Source organism: Paeniglutamicibacter sp. NPDC012692, assembly GCF_042901625.1.
Classification (GTDB): Bacteria; Actinomycetota; Actinomycetes; order Actinomycetales; family Micrococcaceae; genus Paeniglutamicibacter.
This window is the reverse complement of the sequence record NZ_JBIBDE010000002.1, coordinates 519595-541482: the sequence shown is the minus strand read 5'-3', so window position 1 is coordinate 541482 and position 21888 is coordinate 519595. Positions and strand designations below refer to the sequence as shown.

Genomic DNA, 21888 nt, shown 5'->3' with positions numbered 1-21888 from the left:
CCACTCACCGTCGAATTCGGTGTTCCCACCACGTGTTATCCCCAATGGCGGCGTGCTGCCCTTCCCGCCACGTCGCAGCGGTAGCGTGGCCGGGATGACCATGCAGCAGTCCACCTATTCCCCGGCTCCCGAGGAAAAACGCTTGCCCGATGACGCACCCAATGTGCTGATCGTGCTCATCGACGATGCCGGTCCGGGGCTCCCGGAGACCTTCGGCGGAGAGGTGCATACCCCCACGCTGAGTCGTGTGCACCGGGAAGGCGTGGGCTTCAACAGGTTCCACACCACCGCCATGTGCTCGCCCACCCGGGCCTCGCTGCTGACCGGGCGCAACCACCACCGCGTCGGTGCGGGCCAGATCGCCGAATTCGCCAACGACTGGGACGGCTATTCCGGGATGATCCCGCGCAATGCCGGGACCCTGCCCGAGATCCTGAAGGAATACGGATACGCCACCAGCGCGTTCGGCAAATGGCACAACACCCCGCTGAACGAAACCTCCGCAGCCGGCCCGTTCGAGAACTGGCCCACCGGCCGAGGCTTCGAGTACTTCTACGGCTTCCTGGCCGGCGAAGCCTCGCAATTCGAGCCAAACCTGGTCCGAAACACCACCAGCGTGCTGCCTCCAAAGTCCGCGGAGGAGGGCTACCACCTCTCCGAGGACCTGGCCGATGACGCCATCAACTGGCTGCGCCGGCACAAGACGCTACGTCAGGACTCCCCGTTCTTCATGTACTGGGCCTCCGGAGCCATCCACGGTCCGCACCACGTGGCGACGCAATGGGCTGACAAATACGCGGGGAAGTTCGACGACGGCTGGGATGCCTACCGCCAGCGGGTCCACACCCGCGCGATCGAATGCGGCTGGATTCCCGAGGGCACGGTGCTCACCGAACGCGACGGATCCCTGATGGCCTGGGCTGACATCCCGGAGGACGAAAAACCCTTCCAACGTCGCCTCATGGAGGTTGCCGCCGGCTTCGCCGAGCACGTCGATGTCCAGGTCGGACGCGTGCTCGACGCGGTGGACGAGCTGGGCTTCGGGGAGAACACCCTGGTGTTGTACATCTGGGGAGACAACGGCTCCTCGGCCGAGGGCCAGGGAGGCACCATCAGCGAGCTGCTGGCCCAGAACGGCATCCCCTCCACCACCGCCCAGCACATCGAGGTGCTCGAGGAACTCGGCGGACTGGAGGTCCTGGGCACCCCGGCGACGGACAACATGTACCACGCTGGTTGGGCCTGGGCGGGCTCCACCCCGTACAAGGGGATGAAGCTGCTGCCCTCGCACCTGGGCGGCACCCGCAACCCGATGGCGATCCGCTGGCCAGATCGGCTGAGCCCGGATTCCCGGCCGCGCACCCAGTTCCACCACTGCAACGACGTGGCCCCCACGATCCTCGAGGTCATCGGCATCACCGAACCCCAATCCCTGGGTGGCGTGGAACAAAAGCCGATGGACGGCACCAGCTTCGCCTACGCGATCCAAGACCCGGAGGCCGCGGGCCGGCTGCGTACCCAGTACTTTGAGATCATGGGCTCGCGGGCGATCTACAACGACGGATGGATGGCTAGCGCCCGTGGTCCGCGGCTGCCCTGGATCCCGGGCCTGCCCCCGGGAATCGCGACCTGGACGCCGGAGGAGGACGTGTGGGAGCTCTACAACCTGGATGACGACTGGTCGCAGGCGCATGACCTGGCCGCCGAGCACCCCCAGAAGCTCAAACAGTTGCAGGATTTGTTCCTGGTCGAGTCGGCGAAGAACGACGCACTGCCGATCGGCGGCGGGTTGTGGGTCATGACGCTGCACCCGGAAGACCGCCCGCAGTCTCCGTACAGCGAATGGGAAATGTTCGATTCCACGCTGCGCATCCCGGAAAGCTCGGCACCCACCCTGGGCAACCGTTCCAACCTGGTGACCATGGAACTCGAGCTTCCGGAATCCGCCTCCGGGGTGCTCTACAAGCTCGGCCAGGGCTCCGGCGGGCTGACGCTCTTCCTGGACGAGGGCATCCTGCGCTACGAGTACAACCTGTTCATGATGGACCGCACCAAGATCGCCTCCACGGTGCCGCTGTCCGCCGGTGCCCACACCATCACGGTGCGTACCCAACGGCATTCGGCGGCCCCGAACAGCGGGCTGGACATCGTGCTGGCGGTGGACGGTGTGGAGGTTGCAACGGGCATCGTTCCGCTGCTGGCGGGGATCGGGTTCTCCGCAAATGACGGGCTGGATGTGGGCAGGGCGTTGGGTTCCCCGGTGTCCCTGGATTACCGCGACAAAGCGCCGTTCCCGCTGACAGGTGTCATCAAGCGCATGCATGTGGCCTACCTGTAGGAGCCCGTGAAATAGGCTCCAAAAACAAATCGGCCCGCCAGCCCCCAGCGGGGTTGGCGGGCCGATTTGCCTGGTCAGGGGGTGCCGGGGCCCGCAACTTGAGTTACAGCGGTACCTTGACGTCGGAGCCGCCCTCGAGCGTCACCCGGTTGCGCATCTGCGCGATCGAGGCCTGGCGCACGAATCCGCCGGCAAAGAGCCCCTGGCCCTGCACGAAGTCCTTGGAACGCTGGATCAGTTCCTGCGGTGCAAAACCGAAGACCCCGGCCAACTCCTCAAGGTCGCGCGGCGAGTTGATGCGCATGAGGCCCAGGTTGTCGCACTGCGAGAGCACGTTCGGGTGGATCTTGCCCGGGCGCTGGGTGGAGAGGAACAGCCACAGGCCGAACTTCCGGCCCTCCGCGGCGATCTGGATCAGCTGCTCGGTCAGCGCCCGCTCCACCGGGGTGGAGGGATTCGGGGAGCACAGGTTGTGCGCTTCGTCGATGACGATCAGCACCGGGCGGCGTTCGGCGCGCGTGGCCCAGAGGTGCTCCAGCACCGCCAGGGTCGCGACCTTTGGCTCTGCCGGGCTGTTGAACCCGCCCAGCTCCATGACGGTGGCGCGCGGCCGGGCGTCGATGATGTCCGTGATCGATTTGCCGCCGCGGGCCCACACATCCCAGTCCAGCACCTGCAGGTTCTCGATCCGGGTGGCCAGCTTCGCCTGTCCCGGGTCCCCGGAGGATCGAAGCGAATCGATGTAGTTCCCGCCATCGAAGTCCCGTCCGTCGGCGCCGGCGTCAAAGTTCAGCAGCACGTTGAATTCCTGCGCGTCGCGGACCGGATCCAGCTGCAGCACCGCGGCCTTGGATGCCACCGAGAGGTCCGTGAACCGGGTGCGCACCCGGTCCGTCTCTCCGGAGCCGGAATGCAGGATGCGCATGTCGGTGCCGCTGATCCCGGCGCCCTCGGCCGCATCGGCTTCCGGGCGCGGTTCATTGAGATGGACGAAGTCGGCGTTGGGGTCAAGCACCAACAGCGGCAGCTCGGTGTGCAGCAGCAGCTGCTCCAGCAGCACGCCCAACGCGTAGGTCTTGCCCGATCCGCTCTGCCCGCACCAGAAGGTGTGGCGGTTGAACTTGGCGGCCGCCAATTCGATCGGTTCGTCCGGGGAATCTACCCCGGCGCCGATTACCAGGTTGGTCATCGAAGCTCACTTTCCGTTTAAGCGCACGATGGCGGGGAACTCGTAGCTGCCGTCAATGATCGAAGCATCCGGTTCGTACATGCGCATCATCGGGCGGAAATCTCCCTTGGGTGCCGGCAGCCAATTCGCTGCCATGCGTGGATCTGCCGGGCGCTTGGAACCCAGGTAGATCTTCAATGACCCGTCGGCCTCGTATTCCAGTCCCTCGGTGCGGTCGCCCAGCGAGTACCGCTTGATCTGGTTCTCCACCAGGTAGAAATCGGGAACCGAATACATGGTCAGCGACCAGAACGCATTGACCGGTGGGGTCGGAGACAGGTGCAGCACATAGTCATTTGCGCCATTGAGCTGGGTGTTCTCGGAATCCACATAAACCGGGGCGTAGGCTGCCTCATAGGCGTGGTTTCCCCAAAGCCCGCCGATTGCTGCGGCGGTACGGCGGACATAGCGTTCGTTTGGCGGCATTGAGGTGTAGGCAGGTTCGTTGAATGTTCCAACTTCGAAGAAGTCTACGTTGTAGTCAAACGCGTGGTACGGAAGCTGCCATCCGTTGGAGACGGGCACTCCACCAGCGCGTAGGAAGTCCATGAGGCGTTGTTGTGCGTCGGTGATCGCGTCACCCAGTTCCTTGGCTTGAGCCGTATCCATGCCTGCAAAGCGGCCGGTGCCGGGTTCGGTGATTCCCAGTGGAGCCAGCGCTTCAAGCGCTGGCATATCGCGCTGCGCCGGTGGGTAGGCCTGGGAGTACAAGCGGAGCTTCTCCAAAAATTGCACTTCCGGGGCAATAGCCGCGTCAATCACCGGTAGCCCGGCAGGAACCGCGCTGGAATCGAGCTGAGTCAGGGTGGCAGCGTTCTGCAGTGTGTGCACTGCGGGAAGATCGGAGACACCGTTGCAGGCCCACCGACCCACAATCGAGACGATCAGCGTGGGTGCCGTGATGAGGGTGGTATTCTCCGGAACTTGGCCATCCCACCCCGGGGGAACAATCAGGAATTTTCCGGCGGCCGTGCCCGTGGCGCGGTGTCCCACGTAGGCGAAGTTGTTGGTCCAGGCGTCGACGAACTGCAGGACGTAGTAGCGTCCGGCGGTGTCCGGGACCTCCAGGAGCACCGGGCCGACGCCCAGGTCCAGCTGGGCCATCGAGTACAGGGTGTCGTTGTTGATCGAGACAAAGGTGTCTGCCGGGCCGGCCAGGGTGCGCGCGTGGCTGAAAGTGTTGAAGGCCGCCGCGGGGTTGGCCCCGATGCCGTGCTCGACGTAGCGCTGCACCTGGTCGAGGTTGAAAGTCAGGGGAATGCCGTAGGCAAATGCCGCATCCACCATCGCTGAATGTTCGGGGTTCACGTCAAGGACTCTTTCATCTGGGAGCTTTTCATGTGGAAGCGCCGGGACGGCACCTCCAACAGGGGTTTCCACGTGCGACTTTTCCACACGAGCGCTGCCCGGGCCATGGTTCGGGTCCGCATTGGTGCAGCTGGTGATCCTAAATCACCAACCATGGATGATGCACCGGCCAGCGATCCCGCAGACGATTAATCAAGCAATAAAGTGACTAGGGAAGGCCGATGCCGCGATGACCGCAGTACCTGTAAACGTCGACAATTTTGTCCGCGCCGAATCCGACCGCATGTTCGCAGCCATCGCCCACGCAGTGGGTGGAACCGGGGTGTGGAACCACGGCAAAGTGCCCACGGCCATTGATAACCAGCCGATCATCCGCATGAACCGTGACACGCTCTACAGTGCAACGGTCGTGGATATCAGCGAGGGCGCCGTGCTGGGCATCCCTGAGGTGGGGGAGCGCTACGTCTCGGTGATGGTCGTCAGCCAGGACCACTACATCAACAAGGTGTTCCACACACCCGGCGAGCACAGGCTCACGGCCGAGGAATTCGGTTCCGACTTTGTCATGGTCACCGCCCGCATCCTGGTAGACCCGGAAGACCCCGCGGACGTGGCCGAGGTCAACGCGTTGCAGGATACGCTGCGCATCTCCTCGACCAGCACCCGCCAGTTCGAGCTTCCCGCCTACGACGAGGCCGCTGTCACCGCTACGCGAAACTCGCTGCTTGACCTGGCCAAGGGGCTAGGCGGGCTCGAACGCTGCTTCGGCACCAAGGAAGACGTGGATCCGGTGCGCCACCTGATCGGCGCAGCCGCGGGATGGGGCGGACTGCCCGAGACCGAGGCGTCCTATATCAACGTTTCCCCGGGGTTGCCCGCCGAAAAATACTCGCTGACCATCGGTGAGGTTCCGGTCGACGGTTTCTGGTCCCTGTCCCTCTACAACGCAGAAGGCTACTTCCAGGAAAACCCGGAGGGCGCGTACAGCGTCAACAACATCACTGGAGTGCCCAACGCCGACGGAACCATCACCATCAACTTTGGTGGGTCCCCGGAGGAACCCAACGCCCTGCCGATCATGGAGGGCTGGAACTACCTGGTCCGCCTGTACCGCCCCCGCCCCGAAGTACTTGAGGGACGCTGGTCGTTCCCCGGCATTGACAACTAATCGAATTCTTGACGCACGGACTGAAAGGAACGGGGTTACCCATGGACAATTTTGAATACGGGCCGGTGGAAATATTCGTTGTCGAGTTCGAGGGGGCCGGCCTCGACGCCGGCGTCCTGGACTCGGTGCTTGGCGCGACGGCCACCGGCGCCGTGCGCCTGCTTGACCTGGCCGTCGCCGCGCGTGCCGCGGACGGAACCGTCACCTACACCGAGGTTGTCGGGGACGAAGACGGCTTCGGCGCCCAGGGCGTGACCCTTGAGGTGCAGGGACTGTTGGGCGAGGAGGACCTCGACGAGGCAGTGGCATCGATCGCCCCGGGCTTCGGTGTGGCGCTGGTGGCACTGGAAATGTGTTGGGCCACCGAGCTCGCCGAGCGCCTCACGGCTGCACGCGGCACGGTCGTTCGCTCCGAACGCATCCCCGCACTGGCCGTCAACCAGCTCATTTCCGGGCAATCTGTTTTCGAAGCCTAGTAAGGAACCCCCATGCCTCTTCTCAGACGTGCCGGCCGTCCCGGACTCCTCGGCATGGCTGCGCGCACCGCAGTCGTAGCCGGAACCGCCACTGCAGTCAGCGGCGCCATCCAACAGCGCCAGATCAATAAGGCCGAAGCCGCGCAGCAGGAAGCAATGATGCAGCGCCAGGCCATCGAGGAAACCGCCATCAACGCGGTATCCGGGTATGCGGCACCGCCCGCTGCCCCTGCTGCGCCACCGGCCGCCGCACCACAGCTTGATCTGGTGTCGCAGCTGCAGCAGCTCGGGGAGCTGAAGCAGCAGGGCCTGCTGAACGACGCCGAATTTGAGCAGGCCAAGAAACAACTCATGGGCCTCTAATCCCACCTCGTTATTCGCACCAGAACAGAAACACATTAGGAGCATTACATGCGCAAGACCACTAAGCTTTTCACCTCCCTCGCGATGACCCTCGCCCTCGGCGCGTCGCTGGCCGCGTGCAGCTCGCCCGAGGAAAACTCGTCGGCAGCATGCGATTCCTACGCGAAATTGGTGGGATCCGTTGCCGAGGTCAAGACCTCCCTGACCAGCGCTTCTTCCGTGAATGACATCCAGGCCGCACATGAGAAGGTCAAGACGTCTTACGCCGATCTGCAGAAGTCGTTGGACAAGGTCAGCGGCGACCGCAAGGAAGCCTTCGACGCTGCTTGGAAGGACTTTGACAAGGCAGTCTCCGATGTCGACAAGAACCTGACGGTTCCGCAGGCCAAGGAGGCTCTGGCCGACGACGTCGCAAAGATCCAGGCGGCCCAGACCGAACTCAACAAGGACCTGACCTGCTAGTCACGTCTTAACCGGCGCGTCGGGATTCTCCTCTGGGAATCCCGACGCACGTCAGAGTCAGCCCCAGCGGGCTTCGGTGACCGAAAACCCGCGCTCCATGAGCGGAAAACTAAAACATGATTCAAATCCTGGGGGAAACCCTGCCCTATGCCATCACCATCGCGATCAGCCCCGTGCCGATCATTGCGACGATCCTGATGCTCATGTCTCCGCGGCCCAAACCGTTGGGACTGGGGTTCCTGCTGGGATGGGTGGTAGGAATCTGCGTGGCCACGGGAGTCTTCACGTTGCTGGCCGGTGTTATCCCGGAACCCGGCGAGACCACCGGGCCGCAGCCGATCGCCGGAACCCTCCAGTTGCTCTTCGGCGTTGCGCTGCTGTTCATGGCGCTGAAGCAGTGGCGTTCGCGACCGGCGCCCGGCGTGGAACCGGAACTCCCCAAATGGATGGCTGCCATTGACACCATGAAGCCACCGGCAGCAATTGGGCTCGGATTCCTGCTGGCCGCGGTCAACCCAAAAAACCTCTTGGTGGCAGCGGCCGCAGGCATGGCGTTTGGCCGGGCGGACTTGGGAACCGAGCAGGTCGTGGGTGCCGTGGCCATCTTTACCGTGATTGCCGCGCTCAGCGTGCTGTTGCCTGTGCTGCTCTACCTCGTGGCACCGGCCAAGGCCGCGGTGGTGCTGGACAATGTCAGGACCTGGCTCACCGCCAACAACGCAACCATCATGATGGTTGTTTTGTTGGTCCTTGGCACCCAGTTGCTGGGCAAGGGCCTGGGCAGCTTCTAAAAAACACTCCATGGGGGATTTGGCCCTGGAACCGTTCTGGTTCCGGGGCCAAATTGTGGTTAGGGCCCGGGGCGATAGTTTCCGGACAGGGGTGCTCGATCAAGGCCTTTTGTTCAGCCCCAGCTTCGCCGCATGGAAGGAAACCTTCGCCACCATGCCCAAGACACCGAGCCCGGCAATCATCTGGAGCGCCACGAGTCCCCGGGTCAACGTCGATGCGGCAACGATGTCTCCGAAGCCGACGGTGGAGAAAGTACTGGATGTGAAGTACAGGGCGTCGACCCTGTTCATATGCTCGCTGAAGGCCGTCGGGTCGCTGGTCGAGATCGAGAGGTAGAGCAACGAAAACAAGAGCACGAACGCCACCACGCTTTCCACGACGGCTTCCACCGCCCGGACCTGGGGAACACTTGCGGAAAGCACTATCCGCACTTGCAGCCCCAAGACGGCAAGGAACAACAAGGCCACCGCGGAGAGCCTGATCCAGGCTGCCAACGGATTGGATTCGTTGAACCCGCCGACGGGAATCAAGAAATACAACAAGAACGAGACTGTCAGGATCAGGGTCAACCGGATCACGGCGGCAAAGGCAACATGCACCCTGCCGGCGTCATCGAGATTCATGAATTCCATTTGATTCGTTTTGCGGATCACGGATTTCCCCTACGCTTCATTTTCCCGAATTAGTGCAAGTTTGCTGCTTTCAATCATATTGTTTGGATGGGCAGGGCACCACGCCAAGAGGTTCCGGTCACTGACCTCGGCGCGGAAACACCGGCCATCTGAAGCACGGGTTGACTGCTGTTCGTAGGAGATCTTAAGGCTCGGTTCACTTTGTCTTCTCCGGACGGTTGATTGGCCGCGGAAGGGTGTTGGGTGTGTTCATCCCCAAGACTGAAAGCAACCACACCATGAAGCTTCGCACCCTCACGCTTGGAACGCTGACCGCCTGCATGCTTGCCGGATTGGCGGCGCCGGCCGTTGCCGCACCGGTGAACGGCAACGAATCGCCGATCCTGATCGGGCACCGCGGCGCGGCCGGCGTCGCGCCGGAAAACACACTGGCGGCGTTCAAGGCAGGCAGCCAGTCCGGTGCCGACTTCGTCGAACTCGACGTCCAGCTCAGCAGCGACGGCGTCCCGTTCATCTTCCACGACGAAACCCCGGCACGCACCACCAACGTCGAGGAGGTGTTCCCGGGCCGCGAAAACGCCCCGATCACCTCCTTCACCTGGAAGGAACTGCGCCAGCTCGACGCGGGTTCCTACTTCTCCGCCAACTACGCAGGGGAGAAGATCCCGCACTTCGACGAGGTCGTCGACGTCGTGACCGGAGACGCCGGGGTGTTCATAGAGATCAAGTCCCCGGCGAAGTCGCCGGGCGTGGAAAAGGTCGTAGCCGATGCACTGGCCAACGACGCGAGGTGGAGCAAGCTGGAACGGGCGGGAAAGATCGAGGTCCTCGGCTTCGACGTCGCCTCGAACAAGAAGTTTGCCGCGCTGGCCCCGGATGTCCCGCTGCAGCAGCTGACCGGCAGCGTTCCGGGCGAGGCCGTCCTGGCCGACTACGCGACCTACGCCGACTCCTTCGGCACCAGCTACCGGTCGCTGGATGCCGCGGGGGCCGCCCGCGTCAAGGACGCCGGCCTGGGCCTGGGCGTCTACACCGTGAACTCCACCGAGGCGGTCGACGCATCGCTGGCGCTGGGCGCCGAGCGCATCACCGGGGACTTCCCGCAGCAGATGGACCGGCACATTGCCGGCCAGAAGCCGTTCCCGTCCAACGATGGGGTGGTCATCGCGGATTCGGTCAACGACGTGCCGGGAGATGACCTGCAGGCCGAAACCGGCGAGCACGTCGTCCTGGCCAACACGGGCAACCGCGGCATCGACGTGAGCGGCTACGTGTTGCGCGACGCCGCGAACAACGCGCTGCGCATCGGCGAGGGCTACGTGCTGGAGCCGGGCGACAAGCTGCGCGTGTACCCGGGCCCGGGCACCAACACCGCCGATGCCTTCTACCTGGGCGGCAGCGTCGGGGTGCTGAACAACGGCGGCGACTCGCTCGGGCTCTGGAACGCCAAGGGCAAGCTGATGGACACCTTCGCGAACTAGTTTCGCGAACTAGTCAGTCCGTTCCCACACGCGCCGGTGGCGGTGCACCCCGAGGGGTGCACCGCCATCGGCATCAACGACCGGGTGCAGCGGATGTTCTCCGATCATGCACCGTCGGACGATCGGGCCCCATGATCCAATCCCCGCTTCGCGGCATGGAAGGCCAACTTGGCGATCATCCCCAGGACCCCGAGTCCGGCGATCATTTGGAGCGACACCAGCCCCCTGGTCAGCGACGACGTGGCAACGATGTCGCCGAACCCGACGGTGGAGAACGTGCTGGAAGTGAAATAGAGGGCGTCAACACGGTTCATCGGCTCGCTGAACGACGACGGGTCGCTGGTTGAAATCGAGAGGTAGAGCAGCGCGAACAGAAGCACGAACGCCACCACGCTTTCCACGACCGCCTCGACCGCCCGGACCTGCGGCACGCTTGCGGAAATCACCTTGCGTACCTGCAGGGCCAGGACCGCAATGAACGCCAGGACCACCGCGGAGAGCCTGATCCAGGCTGCCAGGGGGTTGTCTTCGTTGAATCCGTCGACGGGGATCAGGAAGTACACCAGGAACGATCCGGCGAGTATGAGCAGCAAGCGGATGGCAGCGGCCAGTGCTACGTGCAGCCTGCCGGCTTCGTCGAGATTCATGAAATCCGTTTGGCTTGTTTTGCGGACCATGGATTCTTCCCACCCTTGGAGTACTTGGTTTCGTGCGGCAGCTGCCTCGCCCTGATTTACTGCTTACTGCTTGCTGCGCCGCGGAACCACGACGTTGCGGACGATGAGTATGCCAGCGGCCGCCACGGGGACGGCGATCAGGGCCCCGGGGAGACCCAGCAACGTGGCCCCGGCCGTGGCGGAAATCAGCACCATGGCGCCGGGAACCTCCAATGCCTTGCTCATGACCTTCGGCGTCATGACATAGGCCTCGACCTGCATGTAAATCAGCATCGCCACCAGCACCACCAAGCCGGCGACCGGCGAATGGATCACGGCGAAGACGGTCATGATGCCCGTGGTCAGGATCGTCCCGATCAGCGGGATGAGGGTGATGAAGAAGGCCACCAGGGAGATCACCCCGGCGAAAGGGACTCCCAATAAAGTCAGCAGCAGCAGGCTGAAGGCGGCGTTGCACAGCGCCAGCACCACCATCCCGCCGAGGTAGCGTCCCACGGAATCGGTGATCTTCTCCGTCAGGTAGATCGTCGAATGGCGCTTCGACGCCGGCACCAGCGAATAGAAGCCACGCTTTATCCCCCTCAGGGAGACGAGGAAATACAACGTCAGTACCGAAATGAAGACGCCCGAGGAGACCGACCCGACGATGGTGCTTCCCAGCCGCAAGGCGCCGCCGGCCACCGACGACCAAAAGGCCGGGCTGGAAATCGTGACGCCTACGGTCTTCAGGATCGAGTCGACTCCGCCGTTGGATACTTCGTTGAGCCGCAAAACCCAGGGTTGGTTGGACAGGCTTTCCAGGCCGCCCGGGAGGAACCTAACGAGTTCAACGGTCTGGCGTATTGCGAGCGGGACCAGGAGCGCCAGGAAGGCTCCGGCGATCAGGGCAAAGACCAGCGCGATGAGCGTGATCGCCTTGCCGCGCGAAACGCCTCGGCGTTGCAGCATGGCTATGAGCGGATTCAGCGCCAGGGCCAGGAACAGCGCCGCAACGACACTGAACACGACGTTGGACAGCGCGGACAACGAGGCAGCCAGCAGCAGGGCGAGGAGCACACCGATGGTGACCTTGAAACCCTTGGCCACGGGCGTGGTTGTGGTGCCGGGAACCGAACTTGGCGACTCCGAATGGTGTATTTCCCGCGGGCGTCGGCGCAAGGAACCGCCCAAACCCTGGCTGTCCGCCATTCCGCCAACGGCGTCGGCCCTGTGCTCGTTCATGGCCCGACTCTATCTGGAGTCTCTGCGCGCCGAAAACCCTTCCACGGAAAGGGCGTGTCGCACGGCCCGCGAAGCCCAAACCCATCAAGCGTGCGAACTGACAAGGTGATTTGTGCTCCGGTAGCATGTGGACGGTGACGAACTTGGGCCAGCAGGAAGTACCCTCCGTCCGGCAGCTGCTGCAATTGTCAGTGCCGGCAATCATCGTTGGCGTGGTCTCCGCGCTGGGCTTGTTCCTGGTGGACGAGGCCGCCCACTACGTTGAAGAGTTCCTGTGGGTACAGCTGCCGCAGGCGTTGAACGTCTCACCGGACTCGGGCTGGTGGATTTTCGGGGTCCTGAGCCTCGTCGGGCTCGCCATCGGGCTGATCGTCACCTTCGTCCACGGCCACGGAGGCACGGACTCGGCAACCGTCGAGCTCGTGGCACCTCCGATGAGCCTCGGTGCGGTTCCGGGGCTGGTTCTTGTCACGATCCTGGGTCTGGCCGGTGGCGTGAGCCTGGGGCCGGAGTCCGCGATCATTGCGGTCAACACGGCGATCCTGGTGACCCTGGTCAACCGCCTGTGGCCGGAAATCAGTGTCGAACTGGTGGTGATGGTTTCCGCCGCGGGAACCATCGGTGCCCTTTTTGGCACGCCGGTGGCGGCGATCCTGGTTTTGACGGGCGTTGTGGCGGCGGCAAAGACCGGGGGCACGTTGTGGGACAGGCTGTTCCTGCCGCTTCTTTCGGCCAGTATGGCCTCGATCACCATGGCGTTTCTCGGGGCAGAGCAACTCCGCCCGCCCGCCGTGCCAAGCGTGGACGGCACCCTGCTGCAGATGCTGCCTGCAGCCGTCGCTGTGGCATGCGTGGCAGCCCTGGTCGGGCTGCTGGGAGCGACATTCTTCCAGCCGCTCCATGCGTCGTTCCGCCGGCTGAAGCGGCCGATCCTCTACACGACCCTCGGCGGGATGCTGCTGGGCCTGCTGGGCGCGCTGGGCGGCCCGCTCACGCTGTTCAAGGGGAGCGCCCAGATGGTGGAGCTCGTTGACCGTGCCGGGGAATTCACGGCGTGGCAGCTCGCGGGCATCGTGGGCATCAAGCTGCTGGCCCTTCTCATCGCCGCCACCGCAGGCTTCCGCGGCGGACGGATTTTCCCCGCGGTGTTCATCGGGGTCGCCGTGGGGCTGCTGTGCCACGCGCTCATCCCACAGATCCCGATCGGGCTGGCCATCGGCTGCGGGGCCCTGGGCATGGTCCTTGCGGTGTCCCGCGACGGATGGATCGCCATCTTCATTGCCGTCGTGGTTGCCGGGGACATGAGGATCCTGCCGGTGCTCTGCTTCGTTGTCCTGCCCGTCTGGCTGCTGGTTGCCCGGGCGCCCGAGATGCTGGCGCACACGCCGGCGCATGCCAAGCAGAACTCCAAGTAGTCCAGTGGGCGGGCACCTATCCGGCGCCCGCCCGCTAAAGGCCTAGCGCCAGGCGACCTCGCCGGCCAGACGCTGGCCCTCGGCCACGTAGCCTGCCATCTCCTCGGCGGGGACCATGGATCCTCCGGTGGACCACACGATGTGGGTGGCGTTGGCCATGCGCGCATCGTCGAGTCCGAACGCCGCGCGGTAGGTCTCGTCCCCGAGGATCCGCCACGGGCCGGCGAAGCCCGCGGCGGCGGAGGGCTCGATGTCGATGCCCTCGGTGTCGTGGAGCAGGCCCTGGAACGCCTTCATGCGCTCATCGGTGACCGTCACGTAGCCGTCGATCAGCTGCTGCAGGTTCTCGCCGACCAGGCGCGAGGGGCGTCCCACGGCCAGGCCGTCGGCGGCGGTGAGGCCGTCCAGGCCGATGTCGTGCACGCTGATCCCGTCGTGCAGCCCGGTGCGCACGCCCAGGGACATGCAGGGGGAGTGGGTCGGTTCGGCGAACACGCAGTGCACCGCGTCGCCGAAGGCCAGCTTCAGCCCGAAGGTCACGCCGCCCGGGCCGCCGCCCACGCCGCACGGCAGGTGCACGATCAGCGGGTGGTCCGCGTCGACCGTGATGTCCAGGGCCTTCAGCTGCCCGGCAAGCCGCGCGCCGGCGACCGAGTAGCCGGCGAAGAGCATCAGCGAGGCCTCGTCGTCGACGAACCACACGCTGTGGTCGTCCTCGGCGGTCTTGCGCCCGGCCTCGACGGCGTCGGAGAAGTTGCCCGCGTGCTCGACGACCTCGACGCCGCGGGAGCGCAACAGGTCCTTCTTCCAGGCGCGCGCGTCCATGGACATGTGGACGGTGGTCTTGAACCCGAGCTCGGAGGCGACGATGCCGATCGACATGCCCAGGTTGCCGGTGGAGCCCACGGCGATGCCGTGCTTGGAGAGCACCTCCTGCACCGCGGGGGTCATCAGCACGCGGGCGTCGTCATCCGGGCCCATGAGGCCTGCCTCGACGGCGAGGCGTTCGGCGACCTGCAGCACCTCGTGGATGCCGCCGCGGGCCTTGATCGAGCCGCTGACGGGCAGCGAATCATCGCGCTTGACCCAGAGTTTGCCCGGCAGTTCCGCCCCGAAGCGCTTGCCCAGTTCCGCCTGCATGTCGGGGATGCCGACGAGGGCGGATTCGAGGATGCCGTGCGTGGCGCGGGTGTCGGCGAAGCGCTCCGCGAACCAGGGGGCGAAGCGCAGGAAGCGTGCCTGCGCGTCGGCCACGATGGCGGGGTCGATGCCCGATGCCTCGATGCCCGCGGTGGTCTCGGTGGGGGAAGCGGTGAACCAAGCGGTCTCTTCGGCCCGGGCCAGGGTCGCGACCACTGGATCGGTGAGCAACTGTTCGAGGTCGGGGGTCTGGTTCATAACTGCTGGTTTCTCCATGCTTTCGGGTCTGTCGTGCCTCCTAATGTAGGGCAATGATTTCCTACCGGCGAGTCGGCGCACTAGAGCTCCGCACGCTCAGGTTCGAAACAGGGGCCCAAGGCGCCGAGCCTGATACCGGGGCGAAGGTTTCGCCAAGGCAACGCCGCAGGGTCGGCGGGGAACGGGCCGGGTGCGAGCGCGACGATGATCCGCCCGGCGATGTCGGTATAGTCGCCACGGAAGTGAACGGAGCTCTTCACGACAAGGATGTTTTGGTCCTCCGGGTGGACACCTGCAGCGCGGAATTGATTGCGGTCCATGATCTGGGCCTTGTGGCTGTTGACCACCACTTTGACCTGTCCCTTGCGCAGCAGGACCGAAGGACCCACGGCCAAGTCGTTCCCGTTCATCATGGGGCCGTCGAAATGCACGCGCCCGTCGGAGACCTGGATAACCTCAAAGGTGTCGGTCAGCGGCTGGTCGCCGAGGGTCCGGGAGCCGGGGAACGTGACGGTCACCGGTTCCCCGGGGCCGGCGGCCAGTGCAACCTTGACGACATCCGGGGCCCACATCGCCGCCAAGGCGCTGGAGGCAACGTTGCGTGCAATAAGTTCCCTGAGCAGTCCGGTGGTTGTGGCGTCGCCGCCGGCCCCCGGATTGTCCTGCGTGTCGGCGATGACAACCGGCACGTTTCCGGCCTCGACCGACTTGATGGCTTCGTTGAGCGCCTCGACCGCGGGGAACGCATCCAGGTGGAACTCCGGTTCCAGGTCGTGGATGGCCGTGGCGACCATCCGGACCTCCTTGGACAGGCCGGTTGAATCGGTACCGTAGCCGAATACGCACGGCTGGCACTCTGCAACATCGGAGGCAGGGAATGCCATGGCGATGGACAATACCGCATCGGCCGAAGCTGCCGGGTTCAGCATTGCGTACGCCTGTTGGGCCGGTCCGGACATGGTGCTCCCGGAAATGGTCGGCACCAGGAAATCGATTCGCTCGGCGTACATCGACAGCCGTTCCCCGGCAAGGAGGCGCCTGAGCAGGCCGGCCGCTGACTTGCCGGTTTCCGCCATGTCAATGTGCGGATAGGTCCGGTAGGCCACCATTGCGTCGGCGGAGCGGAGCATCAGGTCGCTGACGTTTGCATGCAAATCCAGGCTGACGACGATGGGTATCTCCTCACCGACCACTTCACGCACGCGCCTGAGGATCTCGCCGTCGCCGTCCGGGTGGTCGGCCGAAACCATGGCGCCGTGCAGGTCAAGGTAAACGGCGTCGACGGATTGCGCGGCACAAGCATCGGTGATCATGGACGTGATGCGTTCGAAGGCCGGGGCTTCCACAGGTCCGGACGGCGAGGCGGCACACCAGACCACCGGGAGCAAATCCCAAGTCGGATCGGCGTCGAGTACAAAGCCACCGAGCGGGATGTTTACCGTGGAAAGCTTCAGTACCTCGTTTCCTAGGTGCATCCGGGGAAAGCCTTCCCCGTTCTCGAAGTTCTCCCACCCGGCGGTCGAAGGTGCGAAGGTGTTGGTTTCATGCAGGAATCCTGCGATAAGTACCCGGCTCATGCGTCGGCTGCAATCTTGTGCTTGCGCAGGGCTGCAGGGAGAAGCAGCAATGCCGCGATTGAGACAAATAGCAGCCCGACCATGGTCAGCAGGCCGCCCTGCGTGCTTCCGGTGGCTTCGCGCACAAAGCCCATGATGGTCGGTGCGACGAAACCGCCCAGGATGCCGATGGTGTTGATGAAGGCGATGCCGCCGACCGCAGCCGTGCCGCCAAAGTGCTGGCTCGGTACGGCCCAGAAGACCGTGTAGGCCGACCATACGGCACAAACCGCGACACACAGCGCCACGAAGGAGAGCAAGAAATTAGTCGACGTGAACGCTGCCACCGTTAAACCCGCCGCTGCGACGAGTGCGGGGACGATGGCATGCCATTTGCGCTCCTGGAAACGGTCGGAACTGCGGGAAATGAGGATCATGGACGGTATTGTCAGCGCGTAGGGTATCGCCGTGAGCATTCCGATGGCGAAGGTGTCTTTGACGCCGTTGTCTTTCAGGATGGTCGGCAGCCAGAAGCTGACGGCGTAGATCCCGCACATGATGCCGAAGTATGCCGCGGCCATGATGTAGACGCTCGGTTCGCGCAAGGCGTCAACGAAACGGTGGGTCGATTGGTTGGCCTTGGTTTCGCCAATGGCCTTGGCAACGATCAACTTTTCGCTGTCGCTGAGCCACGCTGCCTCGCTGGGGCGGTCGGCCATCGATTTCCAGAAAAGGAATCCCAGGAATACGCAGGGCAGGCCCTGGATGAGGAACATCCATTGCCAGCCTGCCATGCCGCCGAGATTGTCGGTCGCGGCGATGATCGCAGCCGATACACCGGAACCCAGAATCGAGCCGATGGGACCGGCGAGCATGTAGATACCCATGACCGCGGCCATGCGCCGGGCCGGATACCAATAGGTCAGATACAGGATGATGCCCGGTGCGAACCCGGCTTCAAAGATTCCGAGCAAGATGCGCAGGGCATAGAAGCTGGTCTCATCACGCACGAACAACATGGCCGAGGACGAGAGCCCCCAGAGAATCATGATGCGAGTGATCGTGCGTCGTGCGCCGATCTTGTGCATCAGCATGTTGCTGGGGATTTCGAGACAGGCGTAGGCGAGGAAGAACAAGCCGGCTCCGATGCCAAACACTGCCTCGGTCAGTGCGGGGATATCCTGCTGCATGTGCAGTTTGGCAAAGCCGATGTTGACTCGGTCGAGATACGCGAATGTGTAGCAAAGCAGAAGAATCGGTAATAGTCGTCGATTGATTTTTCGGTAGACCGATTCTTCGCCAACTGTGGACAGCTTGCCGTCTGCGTTTTGACGTGATGTGAGTGACATTCGCAACCCTTTCCTGAGGTGTTACTCAGCGTAGGATATCGACCGCATCTACATTCAAAAAGATGGAAACTTGTATTTGGAGATGATCAATTGTCGATCTTGAGCGATTAAGCGGAGAGTAGTGACGGATGAGTTCACTTGAAGTACATGCGACCGATCTGGAGATCGTCGACGCCCTGCAAATTTCTCCCCGGGCCAGCTGGGCTTCGGTCGGCCGCGCCATTGGCGTCTCGGAAGTGACGGTTGCCCGCCGGTGGAAGAGTTTGGAATCGCGTGGTCTCGCGTGGACCTCGGTGGCCCTACATCCGGCAGTATCCCACGGTTCGTTCATAGAGATTCGTTGTGAAGGCAGGAAGCTGGAGCCTTTGGCGTCCTTGCTGAGCAAGCATCCCGACGTGATTACCGTTGGACACACCACGGGGGACTACAACTTGTATTGCATCACCATCGCCACGACGCTCGATGGCGTCCTTCAATGTGTTCACGGAGGATTGCCGGAACTTCTGGATGCGAGCCAGATCCGAATCAGCCTCTTTCGCCAGATGACCGGCGGCGTGGATTGGCGCCAGGGCATTTTGTCCGCTTCCGACGAGAGGCATTTGCATGAGGGGCACCGAGCTGGCGTTCAGGAGTCGGACTCAACGCTGACGCACAAGGACCGCGGACTGATTCTGCAATTGGGGATCGATGGCCGAAGCACGCCGACCGAGCTTGCCCGGGCACTGAGCACTTCCCCGGCAGCTGTGGGTCGCCGGTTGGAGCAATTGCAGGCCAACCACCAAATTGTCTTCCGGTGCGATGTGGCTCGACCCGATTTCGACCTGCCGTTGAGTATGCTTCTGATGATGAAAGCTCCTCCGCTGAATGCGGAGCACACCGCGCTGTTGCTGGGCAGATGGCGGGAAACCCGTTTCTGCGCTTCTGTGGTTGGCACAGCCAATATCATTCTGATCGTCGGCCTGCATGACCTGGTTGACGCGGAGCAGATCCTCAGGCGGTTGACTTTGGAACACCGCGAGGTCGAGGTGGTGGATCAGCGTGTCTGCACGCGCATGACCAAGGTTTACGGGCGAGTCTTGGACGATCGGGGCAGGTCCGCGGACGTGATTCCCGTCGATCCCTGGACTCGCATCGGGAAGCCATAGGTGCGGCATCGATGCGCCCCCGCCCAGCGTTGCTGTTGGTCGTGGTCCGTTTGCGGGCCGAGGTCGCGCAGGACAATGACTTGGACCCACCGAGCAACCTTTGCCTGACGGGCGCCAAAACGCCGGCCACAACGCCCCTGCTGGTCCGGCAAGGGAAGCCTGACTCGGCGACAGTCGCGAGCCACCCTGCGGCCCCTAGGCGCCAACCCGGCTGTAGGTGGTCACCTTGTGCCCCTGCCCGCCCTCACGGATGATGATCCCCGCGGTCAGCAGCGGGGAGAGTGCGTAACGGATCTGGTTTGCCGTCAGTCCGGTCTTTGCGGAAATGTCAGCAACCTCCACCGGAACCGAGCCCAGTTCCCGCAGGATCGCCGCGGCATTCTTCGAGGTCTTCATCGGCTCGGGGGATCGAAGCGCGGGCGCCGCATGCGAGGCCGCGGTCTCGTGCCCAACCTGCGAATCGGCGGACAAACCGTTCGCGAGGGAGCTGTCGACGATACTCGCCGCAACACCAACGGCTGCCGGAGCTTGGGCAGGCGCAATGACAAACGAAGCGCCCTTGCCGGTTGCGACGGCAAGGGCGGCGCTGACCAGACCCTGCAGCGCGGAGCCTGCCTCGGCGGCCTCGAAGAGCCCGAACTCGTCCTGGACCAGTTGGCTGTTCCACGAACGCCCGTGGCGCATCGAAACCAGCAATTGCTTCTGGAGCTCCGAAAGTTCTGCATCCGTGCGCAGTTCGCCCAGCCATTGGCGGTCCGCGGCGGTGAGCGGCGTGCCGCGAGGAATCGACGCGGTGAACCTGACGCCGTTGTCGTTGAACCCCGGGCGGCGCAGCCCGGCGTCCCTGAGTGCCAGCCGGACCTCGCGCAGGCCGCCGCCCTCGCCCTCGACCACGCGGTGTGCCGACGCGGTGCGCGTCATCTTGCAGATCTCGTACAGGAACTCGTTGACGGATGACTTGGCGCCGGGCCAGCCCAGCTGGTCCTGGCTCAGCCCCCAGAGGCCGCCCGGGCTGGAAACCACCAGCTGGTCGCCGGTCAACCGGATCTGGACGTTCTTGCCGGTGGTGTACGGCCCCAGGTCGCGGTGGACCAGGGCGTTGGCGATGAGCTCGCGCACGGCAACCATGGGCACTTCGGTTTCGTCCTGGCCGTGCCCGTTCGCACCGAAGCGGACCTCGGTGCGGGTGTTCCGCTGGACCCACTCCACGGCCCGGTCCAGCAGCTCGGGCAACGGGCCGTCGAACTCGACGCGGTCGAGGTTGCGGATCTCCCCGCGGGTGGCGGGTTCGGCGACGGCGGTGATGGACAGGTGCGGTTCGAACTGCTGCGGGTACCTGCCCAGCGCGTAGAGCCCTGCAAGCGTCAGCCTGTCGCCCTGTGGTTCGATCACGCGCTTGAAGCGCAGCACCTCCTCGTCGGACACCTCGCTCAGGCGTCGTGAGGTGGAACGCGCAACGGCAATGAAGTGGTCGCGCAGCTGGGAATCCAGGTCCGCCCTCGACGTCTCGTCGACCGGGCGGGTGTCGTGGCGGGGACGCGTGCCGGCGGCCAAGAGCTGCTGGACTTCCTGTTCCGACATCCGGTACTGGCCATCGGGCTGGCGGAGGTAGGCGAGGTTCCCCTGGACTGTCCGGCAGGGTCGCGCCTCCGGGGCAACTCCGGCGACCTTGGCAATGACCACGGTTTCGCCTTCGATGTCCACGCGCTCAAAGGCGACCTGGACCTCGGGCGCCACGGCGGTGCGTGCCTGCGATGCAACAAGTGCTTCCAAGGCACCGGGGTCTTCGATGCCTGTCGCGGTGAACCCGTTGGAGGCATCCAGCCCGAGGACGATGGTGCCGCCTCCGGGCATGTTGCCGAAGGCGCTGAGCATCTCCTTGAGGTCGGGGCATCCCTTGGAAGCTCCCCGGACTTCAACATCGGTGAAGTCTCCGGCATTCGAGCGAAGTCGAGCCAGAAGGGGGTGAAGGTTCTCAGGAGTCCATGCCATACCCCCAGCTTAGGCAGTAATGTCCAAACATTCAATATGTGGACTGCAACCTTCAAAGTTAGACGTACGACACATTGCGTATATGTATATACAGGTCAACGCGGATTTAAAGTGTTGAACAATCTGGATCGACAGTTGTTTCCCTGTCGTTCGTGTGGATGTTTCAAACATTAATGTTTGAAACATCCACACTTTACTCAAGGTTTGCGAAGAAATTAATGTTTCCTTGACTCGTCCAGGACGGCGAACTCCGCTTCTGTTTTCTCGCGCAGCTCCTCAACGGTGACACCGGGTGCCAGGTGTGTCAGGACGAGTCCTGGACCGTTTCCCGAGTCGGTGATGTCGAAGACCGCGAGGTCGCTGATGATCTTGTTGACCACTCTGACGCCCGTCAGTGGGAGGGTGCATTCGCGCAGGATCTTGGGGGTGCCGTCCTTGGCCACATGCTCGGTCAGAACGATCACGTGAGGGGTGCCCGCCACCAGGTCCATCGCCCCTCCCATGCCCTTGACCATCTTCCCGGGGATGGTCCAGTTGGCCAGGTCCCCGGCTCCGGAGACCTGCATGGCCCCGAGGATGGCGACTTTCACGTGGCCTCCGCGGATCATGCCGAAGGAGGTGGCGGAGTCGAAGACGCTGGCGCCGGGCAGCATCGTGACCGTCTGCTTGCCGGCGTTGATCAGGTCGGCATCCTCCTCGCCCTCGTAAGGGAACGGGCCCATGCCCAGCAGCCCGTTTTCGCTTTGCAGCACCACGCGCACGCCCTCGGGCACGTGGTTGGCGACAAGCGTGGGGATGCCGATGCCGAGGTTGACGTAGTCACCGTCGTTCAGTTCCATGGCGGCGATGGCGGCCATCTCGTCCCTGCTCCAGCTCATGGTTAATGC

19 protein-coding genes are annotated in these 21888 nt (G+C 63.8%); 9 read left to right on the top strand and 10 right to left on the bottom strand.

Annotation, left to right across the window (positions count from 1 at the left end; translation table 11 throughout):
* The first annotated feature begins 94 nt into the window (after positions 1 to 94).
* On the top strand, positions 95 to 2338 hold the full coding sequence (locus tag ACFY5D_RS10575) for an arylsulfatase (RefSeq protein ID WP_387528905.1): 2244 nt from the start codon (positions 95 to 97) through the stop codon (positions 2336 to 2338).
* A 103-nt stretch (positions 2339 to 2441) separates the two neighbouring features.
* Here ACFY5D_RS10575 and ACFY5D_RS10570 read toward each other — a convergent pair whose 3' ends face one another.
* Both ACFY5D_RS10570 and ACFY5D_RS10565 read right to left on the bottom strand, forming a co-directional pair.
* Positions 2442 to 3527: an ATP-binding protein gene (locus ACFY5D_RS10570; protein WP_387528903.1), complete on the bottom strand. Its 1086-nt coding sequence runs from the start codon at positions 3525 to 3527 to the stop codon at positions 2442 to 2444.
* Positions 3528 to 3533: 6 nt separating this feature from the next.
* On the bottom strand, positions 3534 to 4874 hold the full coding sequence (locus ACFY5D_RS10565) for a DUF1254 domain-containing protein (RefSeq protein ID WP_387528900.1): 1341 nt from the start codon (positions 4872 to 4874) through the stop codon (positions 3534 to 3536).
* Positions 4875 to 5103: 229 nt separating this feature from the next.
* Between ACFY5D_RS10565 and ACFY5D_RS10560 the strand changes: the two genes are divergently transcribed.
* The 5 genes from ACFY5D_RS10560 (at position 5104) to ACFY5D_RS10540 (ending at position 8134) form a co-directional block, all read left to right on the top strand.
* Positions 5104 to 6042 (top strand): DUF1214 domain-containing protein, encoded by a 939-nt coding sequence (locus ACFY5D_RS10560; RefSeq protein ID WP_387528898.1) that lies wholly within the window; start codon positions 5104 to 5106, stop codon positions 6040 to 6042.
* A gap of 41 nt (positions 6043 to 6083) precedes the next feature.
* Positions 6084 to 6518 (top strand): DUF6325 family protein, encoded by a 435-nt coding sequence (locus tag ACFY5D_RS10555; protein ID WP_387528895.1) that lies wholly within the window; start codon positions 6084 to 6086, stop codon positions 6516 to 6518.
* Positions 6519 to 6530: 12 nt separating this feature from the next.
* Positions 6531 to 6881, top strand: coding sequence for an SHOCT domain-containing protein (locus tag ACFY5D_RS10550; RefSeq protein WP_387528893.1), 351 nt, complete (start codon positions 6531 to 6533; stop codon positions 6879 to 6881).
* A 48-nt stretch (positions 6882 to 6929) separates the two neighbouring features.
* The gene (locus tag ACFY5D_RS10545; RefSeq protein WP_387528890.1) at positions 6930 to 7343 is read left to right on the top strand and encodes a hypothetical protein; all 414 of its coding nucleotides are present in this window, start codon (positions 6930 to 6932) and stop codon (positions 7341 to 7343) included.
* Positions 7344 to 7459: 116 nt separating this feature from the next.
* Complete coding sequence (locus ACFY5D_RS10540; RefSeq protein ID WP_387528887.1) at positions 7460 to 8134, top strand: GAP family protein; 675 nt, start codon at positions 7460 to 7462, stop codon at positions 8132 to 8134.
* Positions 8135 to 8233: 99 nt separating this feature from the next.
* Here the strand turns inward: ACFY5D_RS10540 and ACFY5D_RS10535 are convergent, their stop codons facing one another.
* Complete coding sequence (locus ACFY5D_RS10535; protein ID WP_387528884.1) at positions 8234 to 8758, bottom strand: ion channel; 525 nt, start codon at positions 8756 to 8758, stop codon at positions 8234 to 8236.
* Between the two features lie 287 nt (positions 8759 to 9045).
* On the opposite strand from ACFY5D_RS10535, the gene ACFY5D_RS10530 reads away from it, so the two are divergent.
* Positions 9046 to 10248, top strand: coding sequence for a glycerophosphodiester phosphodiesterase family protein (locus ACFY5D_RS10530; protein WP_387528882.1), 1203 nt, complete (start codon positions 9046 to 9048; stop codon positions 10246 to 10248).
* A 104-nt stretch (positions 10249 to 10352) separates the two neighbouring features.
* On the opposite strand, the gene ACFY5D_RS10525 is transcribed toward ACFY5D_RS10530, so the two are convergent.
* Together ACFY5D_RS10525 and ACFY5D_RS10520 are read right to left on the bottom strand one after the other, a co-directional pair.
* Positions 10353 to 10895 (bottom strand): potassium channel family protein, encoded by a 543-nt coding sequence (locus ACFY5D_RS10525; RefSeq protein ID WP_387528879.1) that lies wholly within the window; start codon positions 10893 to 10895, stop codon positions 10353 to 10355.
* A 93-nt stretch (positions 10896 to 10988) separates the two neighbouring features.
* Positions 10989 to 12146 carry an AI-2E family transporter gene (locus tag ACFY5D_RS10520; protein WP_387528876.1) on the bottom strand — a complete coding sequence of 386 codons (1158 nt, stop codon included), beginning with the start codon at positions 12144 to 12146 and terminating at the stop codon, positions 10989 to 10991.
* Between the two features lie 134 nt (positions 12147 to 12280).
* On the opposite strand from ACFY5D_RS10520, the gene ACFY5D_RS10515 reads away from it, so the two are divergent.
* Positions 12281 to 13561, top strand: coding sequence for an ion channel protein (locus ACFY5D_RS10515; protein WP_387528873.1), 1281 nt, complete (start codon positions 12281 to 12283; stop codon positions 13559 to 13561).
* 42 nt (positions 13562 to 13603) lie between these two features.
* On the opposite strand, the gene ACFY5D_RS10510 is transcribed toward ACFY5D_RS10515, so the two are convergent.
* From ACFY5D_RS10510 to ACFY5D_RS10500, 3 genes are all read right to left on the bottom strand, one after another.
* Positions 13604 to 14959, bottom strand: a complete 1356-nt coding sequence (locus tag ACFY5D_RS10510; RefSeq protein WP_387528870.1) for a D-serine ammonia-lyase — start codon at positions 14957 to 14959, stop codon at positions 13604 to 13606.
* Between the two features lie 80 nt (positions 14960 to 15039).
* Entirely contained in the window at positions 15040 to 16536 is a 1497-nt protein-coding gene (locus ACFY5D_RS10505) for a M81 family metallopeptidase (RefSeq protein ID WP_387528867.1), read from the bottom strand.
* Complete coding sequence (locus tag ACFY5D_RS10500; RefSeq protein ID WP_387528865.1) at positions 16533 to 17864, bottom strand: MFS transporter; 1332 nt, start codon at positions 17862 to 17864, stop codon at positions 16533 to 16535. Before ACFY5D_RS10500 ends, ACFY5D_RS10505 begins: the two co-directional genes overlap by 4 nt.
* Positions 17865 to 17992: 128 nt before the next feature.
* Between ACFY5D_RS10500 and ACFY5D_RS10495 the strand changes: the two genes are divergently transcribed.
* Complete coding sequence (locus ACFY5D_RS10495; protein ID WP_387528862.1) at positions 17993 to 19009, top strand: Lrp/AsnC family transcriptional regulator; 1017 nt, start codon at positions 17993 to 17995, stop codon at positions 19007 to 19009.
* A 195-nt stretch (positions 19010 to 19204) separates the two neighbouring features.
* On the opposite strand, the gene ACFY5D_RS10490 is transcribed toward ACFY5D_RS10495, so the two are convergent.
* A complete protein-coding gene (locus ACFY5D_RS10490) occupies positions 19205 to 21001 on the bottom strand; it encodes an ATP-binding protein (RefSeq protein WP_387528859.1) in 1797 nt (598 codons plus the stop codon).
* A gap of 215 nt (positions 21002 to 21216) precedes the next feature.
* Positions 21217 to 21879, bottom strand: a complete 663-nt coding sequence (locus ACFY5D_RS10485; protein ID WP_387528856.1) for a CoA transferase subunit B — start codon at positions 21877 to 21879, stop codon at positions 21217 to 21219.
* Positions 21880 to 21888 lie beyond the last annotated feature (9 nt).

Excerpts from the sequence above, each read along its gene's own strand:
- ACFY5D_RS10575 (WP_387528905.1), top strand. The coding sequence starts at position 95 with ATGACCATGCAGCAGTCCACCTATTCCCCGGCTCCCGAGGAAAAACGC.
- ACFY5D_RS10570 (WP_387528903.1), bottom strand. The coding sequence starts at position 3,527 with ATGACCAACCTGGTAATCGGCGCCGGGGTAGATTCCCCGGACGAACCG.
- ACFY5D_RS10560 (WP_387528898.1), top strand. The coding sequence starts at position 5,104 with ATGACCGCAGTACCTGTAAACGTCGACAATTTTGTCCGCGCCGAATCC.
- ACFY5D_RS10555 (WP_387528895.1), top strand. The coding sequence starts at position 6,084 with ATGGACAATTTTGAATACGGGCCGGTGGAAATATTCGTTGTCGAGTTC.
- ACFY5D_RS10550 (WP_387528893.1), top strand. The coding sequence starts at position 6,531 with ATGCCTCTTCTCAGACGTGCCGGCCGTCCCGGACTCCTCGGCATGGCT.
- ACFY5D_RS10545 (WP_387528890.1), top strand. The coding sequence starts at position 6,930 with ATGCGCAAGACCACTAAGCTTTTCACCTCCCTCGCGATGACCCTCGCC.
- ACFY5D_RS10540 (WP_387528887.1), top strand. The coding sequence starts at position 7,460 with ATGATTCAAATCCTGGGGGAAACCCTGCCCTATGCCATCACCATCGCG.
- ACFY5D_RS10535 (WP_387528884.1), bottom strand. The coding sequence starts at position 8,758 with ATGAATCTCGATGACGCCGGCAGGGTGCATGTTGCCTTTGCCGCCGTG.
- ACFY5D_RS10530 (WP_387528882.1), top strand. The coding sequence starts at position 9,046 with ATGAAGCTTCGCACCCTCACGCTTGGAACGCTGACCGCCTGCATGCTT.
- ACFY5D_RS10525 (WP_387528879.1), bottom strand. The coding sequence starts at position 10,895 with ATGAATCTCGACGAAGCCGGCAGGCTGCACGTAGCACTGGCCGCTGCC.
- ACFY5D_RS10520 (WP_387528876.1), bottom strand. The coding sequence starts at position 12,146 with ATGAACGAGCACAGGGCCGACGCCGTTGGCGGAATGGCGGACAGCCAG.
- ACFY5D_RS10510 (WP_387528870.1), bottom strand. The coding sequence starts at position 14,959 with ATGAACCAGACCCCCGACCTCGAACAGTTGCTCACCGATCCAGTGGTC.
- ACFY5D_RS10505 (WP_387528867.1), bottom strand. The coding sequence starts at position 16,536 with ATGAGCCGGGTACTTATCGCAGGATTCCTGCATGAAACCAACACCTTC.
- ACFY5D_RS10500 (WP_387528865.1), bottom strand. The coding sequence starts at position 17,864 with ATGTCACTCACATCACGTCAAAACGCAGACGGCAAGCTGTCCACAGTT.
- ACFY5D_RS10495 (WP_387528862.1), top strand. The coding sequence starts at position 17,993 with ATGAGTTCACTTGAAGTACATGCGACCGATCTGGAGATCGTCGACGCC.
- ACFY5D_RS10490 (WP_387528859.1), bottom strand. The coding sequence starts at position 21,001 with ATGGCATGGACTCCTGAGAACCTTCACCCCCTTCTGGCTCGACTTCGC.
- ACFY5D_RS10485 (WP_387528856.1), bottom strand. The coding sequence starts at position 21,879 with ATGAGCTGGAGCAGGGACGAGATGGCCGCCATCGCCGCCATGGAACTG.